At 67.4% G+C, this 5,646-nt stretch carries 8 protein-coding genes; 3 read left to right on the top strand and 5 right to left on the bottom strand.

The features are described 5' to 3' along the window. Positions 1-245: dihydrofolate reductase (locus tag KAY22_RS23450; protein ID WP_296625564.1), on the bottom strand; the 245-nt coding region annotated here is incomplete at its 3' end. Positions 246-259: 14 nt separating this feature from the next. After that, complete coding sequence (locus KAY22_RS23455; RefSeq protein ID WP_296625557.1) at positions 260-1,186, bottom strand: thymidylate synthase; 927 nt, start codon at positions 1,184-1,186, stop codon at positions 260-262. A 99-nt stretch (positions 1,187-1,285) separates the two neighbouring features. Here KAY22_RS23455 and KAY22_RS23460 point away from each other — a divergent pair, with 99 nt between their 5' ends. From KAY22_RS23460 to KAY22_RS23470, 3 genes are read left to right on the top strand one after another with little or no spacing between them, the layout of a single operon-like run. Next, positions 1,286-2,077, top strand: a complete 792-nt coding sequence (locus tag KAY22_RS23460) for an exodeoxyribonuclease III (protein WP_296625558.1) — start codon at positions 1,286-1,288, stop codon at positions 2,075-2,077. Continuing rightward, positions 2,074-3,135 (top strand): GTP cyclohydrolase II, encoded by a 1,062-nt coding sequence (gene ribA / locus KAY22_RS23465; protein ID WP_296625559.1) that lies wholly within the window; start codon positions 2,074-2,076, stop codon positions 3,133-3,135. Before KAY22_RS23460 ends, ribA begins: the two co-directional genes overlap by 4 nt. A 13-nt stretch (positions 3,136-3,148) precedes the next feature. Beyond that, a complete protein-coding gene (locus tag KAY22_RS23470; protein ID WP_296625560.1) occupies positions 3,149-3,655 on the top strand; it encodes a L,D-transpeptidase family protein in 507 nt (168 codons plus the stop codon). A gap of 9 nt (positions 3,656-3,664) precedes the next feature. On the opposite strand, the gene KAY22_RS23475 is transcribed toward KAY22_RS23470, so the two are convergent. The 3 genes from KAY22_RS23475 to KAY22_RS23485 form a co-directional block, all read right to left on the bottom strand. Then, positions 3,665-4,177, bottom strand: a complete 513-nt coding sequence (locus KAY22_RS23475; protein WP_296625561.1) for a RidA family protein — start codon at positions 4,175-4,177, stop codon at positions 3,665-3,667. Positions 4,178-4,265: 88 nt separating this feature from the next. Beyond that, positions 4,266-4,661, bottom strand: coding sequence for a MerR family DNA-binding transcriptional regulator (locus KAY22_RS23480; protein ID WP_296625562.1), 396 nt, complete (start codon positions 4,659-4,661; stop codon positions 4,266-4,268). Positions 4,662-4,677: 16 nt separating this feature from the next. Then, the coding region (locus tag KAY22_RS23485) for an AMP-binding protein (protein WP_296625563.1) at positions 4,678-5,646 on the bottom strand (969 nt) is incomplete at its 5' end.

A 5,646-nucleotide genomic window follows, 5' to 3' on the forward strand; every position in this document is an offset into this window, starting at 1 on the left:
CTGTGGACCGTCTCCGCCCCCTCGGCCTGCCAGGCGCGGTCGCGCGTCAGCACGATGTGGCGTCGGCCCGGCAGCAGGCCCGGCAGGCTCTCGAAGGTCTTGCGGCCCATCAGCATCGGCGCGCCCTGGGTCAGCGCCTTGAAGCGGCGCAGGTCGGCCGGCAGCCGCCAGGGCAGGTCGCCGTCGCGCCCGATCACCCCGTTGCGCGCGCGGGCCAGCACGAAGACGATCTCGGGCCGGTCCACCGCCTTGGTCCTGCTCAAACCGCCACCGGCGCGGCGATGTGTGGGTGCGGGTCATAGCCTTCGATCACGAAGTCCTCGAGCGCATAGTCGAACATGCTTGCGGGCTTGCGCGCCAGCTTGAGGGTGGGGAAGGGGCGCGGCTCGCGCGACAGCTGCTCCTCCACCAGATGGCCGTGGTTCGAATAGACATGGGTGTCGGCCCCCATCCACACGATTTCGCCCGGCTCCAGACCGGCCTGCTGCGCCAGCATCCGCACCAGCAGCGCCGCTTCGAAGATGTTGAACGGAAAGCCGAGGCCGAGGTCACAGGAGCGCTGGTAGAGGATCCCCGACAGGCGCCCGTTCGCGACATGATATTGATAGGTCATGTGGCAGGGCGGCAATGCCATGCCCGGCAGCTCGGGCACGTTCCAGCCGGTGAAGATCAGCCGGCGGGAGCCGGGGTTGGTCCGCAGCGCCTCGACCAGTTCGGCGATCTGGTTGATGCCCTGCTCCTCGCGGCGGTAGAGCCCGTCGCCGGCGGGCGTGTAGCGCGGCCAGTCGACCCACTGCTTGCCATAGACCGGGCCCAGGTCGCCCCACTGCGCGGCAAAGGCCGGGTCGCCGATGATGCGCTGCTCGAACGTGTCGCGGTCGATCGCCTCGCCCGTCGCACGGCGATATTTATCGAGCGGCCAGTCGGTCCAGATATGCACCTTCTGCTGCACAAGCGGCCGGATGTTGGTGTCGCCCGACAGGAACCACAGCAGTTCCTTGACCGCCGATTTCCAGAAGATCTTCTTGGTCGTGATCAGCGGGACCGTGCCATCCGACAGGTCGAAGCGCATCGTGACGCCGAACAGCGCCCGGGTGCCGACCCCCGTGCGGTCGGTACGCTCGTCGCCCTCGGTCCAGGCGCGGCGCATGGCGTCGAGATATTGTCTTTCGGGATGGTCGGTCATCGGACGGGCGTAGCCGCTTCCACCCGTGCGTTTCAAGGGAGGGGGAGATGTCCATGGGGCACTGGCTTTCGAACCGCCCCCTCGCTACATCGCGGCGATATGGCCAAGCTCAAGATCGCTTCCTGGAACATCAATTCGGTCCGCGCGCGCATCGACATCGTGCAGCAGTTCCTCGAGGAGCAGCAGATCGACATATTGTGCCTGCAGGAAACCAAGGTCCGCGACGACGTCTTCCCGTTCGAGATGTTCCGCAAGCTGGGCTACGCGCATTTCGAGATCAACGGCCAGCCGATGCACCACGGCGTGGCGATTATCTCGAAGGTGCCGCTGCACGACAATGGCCGCCATGACTGGCAGGACAATGGCGAGGCGCGCCATATCGGCGTGCGGCTCGACTGCGGCATCCGGCTGGAAAATGTCTATATCCCCGCCGGCGGCGACGTTCCGGACCGCGAGGTGAATCCGAAGTTCGGCCAGAAGCTCGACTTTCTCGGCCGCATGATCCGCTGGTCCGAGGAGCTGCGCGAGCCGACGCTGCTGGTCGGCGACTTCAATATCGCCCCGCTCGAATGCGACGTGTGGAGCCACAAGCAACTGCTCGACGTGGTCAGCCACACCCCGATCGAGGTCGAGACGCTGGCGCGGCTGCAGGCGAGCCATGACTGGGTCGATCTCGGCCGCACCTTCGTGCCGCCGCCCGAGCGGCTCTACACCTGGTGGAGCTACCGTGCGCAGGATTGGGCGGCGTCCGATCGCGGGCGGCGCCTCGACCATATGTGGGCGAGCCCTTCGGTCGCGAAGCAGGCGACCAACCACTATGTCTGCGAGCCCTGCCGCTCGTGGCTGCGCCCGTCCGATCACATCCCCCTGGTGACCGAGTTCGAATTTTGAACGCTGCAAGAGATGCCGCGCGCGCGATCGACGCGCTCAAGAGGGGCTGGCCGGTTGCGGTCGCCACCGATGACGGGCGCGTCGTGGTGCTCGCGATCGAGACTGCGAACGACGTGTCGCTCGCCAGCTTCGATGCAGGTCAGCCGGCGGACGTGCTGCTCTCTGCCGCGCGTGCTGCGACACTCAACCTCGCCAACCAGCGCGAGGCCGCGAGCCCGGCCTGCCCGGCGGTTATCGAGCGCGTGCCGTGGCTCGACCTGCCGACTGCCGTCGCGCTCGCCGATCCGGTGCGTGACATGGCGACACCGCTCAAGGGGCCGTTCCGCGCCAGGGGCGTGACCGCACCGGCCGCCTGCGCCGCAGCGCTGCGTCTCGCCCGGCTGGCCGGCCTGCTGCCCGCCTTGTTCGTGCGCGCCGACGGGCCTGTCGAGGCCGAGGTCGCTGCTGCGGCGCTCGACGAATATGAGGATCCCGCGCATCTGGTAATCGCCTCGCAGGCGCGCCTGCCGGTCGCGGTCAGCGAGCGGGCGGAGATCGTCGCCTTCCGCCACGTCGCCGATGCGGCCGAGCATGTCGCCCTGATCATCGGCACGCCCGACGGCACGCCGCCGCTCGTCCGCCTGCACAGCGAGTGCCTGACCGGAGATGTGCTGGGGTCGCTCAAATGCGACTGCGGCCCGCAGCTGAACGGCGCGCTCAAGGCGATGACCGAGGCGAACTGGGGCATATTGCTCTATCTGCGCCAGGAGGGCCGCGGCATAGGCCTGATCAACAAGCTGCGCGCTTATGCGCTGCAGGACCAGGGATTCGACACGGTCGACGCCAATCTGCGGCTGGGCTTCGGGGTCGACGAGCGCGACTTCCGCGTCGCGGCGCGGATGCTGTCGCTGCTCGGGCAGGTCAGGGTCCGGCTGCTGACCAACAACCCGCAGAAGGTCGCCGGGCTCGAAGCGGCGGGCATCGCCGTCGCCGAGCGCGTGCCGCACAAGATGGGCGAGAACCCGCACAACAGCGCCTATCTCGCCACCAAGCGCGACCGCACCGGTCACGTTCTCTGAGCATCGCCCGGCCATGACCGATATCCGGGTCGATGTCGCGGCGCTGACGCTGACCGGCCCGGACGGCGTGGTCATCCCCTGCGCGATCGGCCGGTCTGGCGCCTGCCCCGCCGACGACAAGCGCGAAGGCGACGGCAAGACTCCGCTTGGCCGCTGGCCGATCCGGACGATCCTGTTCCGCAAGGGGGCGGCGGCTCCGCCGCCCGGCCTGCGCCTGCCGTGGCGCTGGATCGGTCCGGACGATGGCTGGTCGGATGGCGAAGGTGACCCCGAATATAATCGGCCCGTCCGCCACCCGCATCCGCACTCGGCCGAGCGGCTGATCCGCGAGGACAGCGCCTATGACGTCATCGTCGTACTCGGCCACAATGACGCGCCGCCCGTTCCGGGCAGGGGCAGCGCGATCTTCCTCCATTGCAGCGAGGGGCGCCCGACCGCCGGCTGCGTCGCGGTCGAAAAGCCGGCGCTGCTCGCGCTGCTGCCGGCGCTCGAACCGGGCGACGCGGTCGAGATCGCCTGACGCCGCCGGTCAGCGCCTGTCGGGTCGGACCGCCGTCACCTCCAGCTCGACCAGAAATTGCGGGGCGACCAGATTGGCGACCTGAAAGGTCGACCGCGCCACCGTATCGGGGTTGTCGGCCGATCCGAAAAACTCCCGGAAGCCCGCGTTGAAACCGGCGAAATCGATCTTGCCGAGCTTGGGATCGGCGGCGAGGAAGGCCTGCATCTTCACCACGTCGCGGATCGTATAGCCCTTCGATTCGAGCAGCGCCTTGATCTTGCGCAGTGTGCTGACCGTCTGGGTACGGGTGTCGCCGAAATCTTCGACCGTCTCCTTGCGCGCGGGGTCGATCGGATCGGCCAGCTGGCCGGACAGGTAGAAGGTCTCACAGCCACCGGGGATGATCACCCCTTTGAGGATCAGACCGGGCTTACCGTCGGGACCGGGGCTGGCGATCCGCTCGATCGGGGCAACCGACTGCGCGCCGACGGGGACGGCGAACGCAGACAGGAGGAGGGCGGCGGTCAGGGTAATGCGCATGGCGAAACCTCGATGCGGTTGGCGTCGAGGTTGAGGCTAGGCATGGGAGATGTCAGCGCAAGCGATTTGCGACCTTGCCGATGTCCGGTCAGCGCGCGGCGGCGATCCGGGCCTCGCACTGGCCGACGATGTCGCGCAACTCGCCGAGCGTCTGGTCCAGCGCCTCGCGCTGCGCCTCCAGAGCATCGACGCGCTCGTTGACGCGGGCGAGCAGGCGCTTGGTCTGTTCGAGGTGAAGCGGATCGGCGTCGTAGAGATCGAGAAACTCCTTGATCTCGCGCAGGCTGAAACCGAGCCGCTTGCCGCGCAGGATCAGCAGCAGCCGGGCGACTTCGCGCCGGGAGTAGACCCGCATCGTGCCGACGCGCTGCGGATCGAGCAGGCCCTTGTCCTCGTAGAAGCGGATCGCGCGGGTCGTCATTCCCAGTTCGTCGGCGACGTCCTGGATGGTCTGGAGCGCATCGCGCTCGCCCTTTGCCGTCACCCCCTGATCCATGCCCTCAGCCCGCCGCCTTCTTCGCTTCCTCGGCCACCAGCTCCTTCTTGGACAGCTTGCCGATCAGCGTCTTGGGCAGGCTCTGGCGGATTTCGATCTCGCGGGGAAGCTCGATTTTGGACAGGCGGGTCTTGAGGAACTCGGCGATCTCGCCGGTCGATGCCGACTGGCCGGGCCGCAGCACGACGAAGGCCTTGGGGGCCTGACCGCGATAGTCGTCCTTCACCCCGATCACCACCGCCTCCAGGATCGCCGGATGCTCGTAGAGCGCTTCCTCGATCACGCGCGGATAGACGTTGTAGCCACCGCAGATGATGACGTCCTTGATCCGGTCGACCAGGAACAGATAGCCGTCCTCGTCGAGATAGCCGACGTCACCCGTGCGGATCGCGCCGTCGACGAAGACCTTGTCGGTTTCCTCGGGCTTGTTCCAATAGCCCTTCATAACCTGCGGGCCGCGCGCGCAGACCTCGCCACGCTCGCCCTGCGGCAGGATCCTGCGCGGATCGTCGAGGCTGCGGATTTCCAACGTCGTGCCGGGAAAGGGCGGCCCCGCACTGTTATCCTTCACTATGCCGGTGATCGGGTTGCAGGTCAGGATCGGTGAGGTCTCGGACAGACCATAGCCTTCGACCACGCGCGCGCCGGTCACCCGTTCGAACTCCTGCCGCACGTCGAACGGCAGCGGGGCGCCGCCCGACACGACGAAGTCGAGATCGTCGAAATGGACGTCCTGTGTCGCTGCGGCCTTGTTGAGCGCGGTCAGCATCGTCGGCACCGCCAGCAGCTTGGTCGGCCGGGTACGCTTGACGGTCTTGAGGAACTGCTTGAGCTCGAAGCGCGGGAGCAGGATCATCTCGGCGGCCGTGTCGACGCTGAAATTCAATACCGTGGTGAGCGCGAAGACGTGGAACATCGGCAGCACGCCCATGATCCGGTCATTGGCCTCCGCGCCATGGCCGACATGCAGCGT

Origin of the sequence: Rhizorhabdus sp. (assembly GCF_018006725.1) — a bacterium.
Lineage (GTDB): Bacteria > Pseudomonadota > Alphaproteobacteria > Sphingomonadales > Sphingomonadaceae > Rhizorhabdus.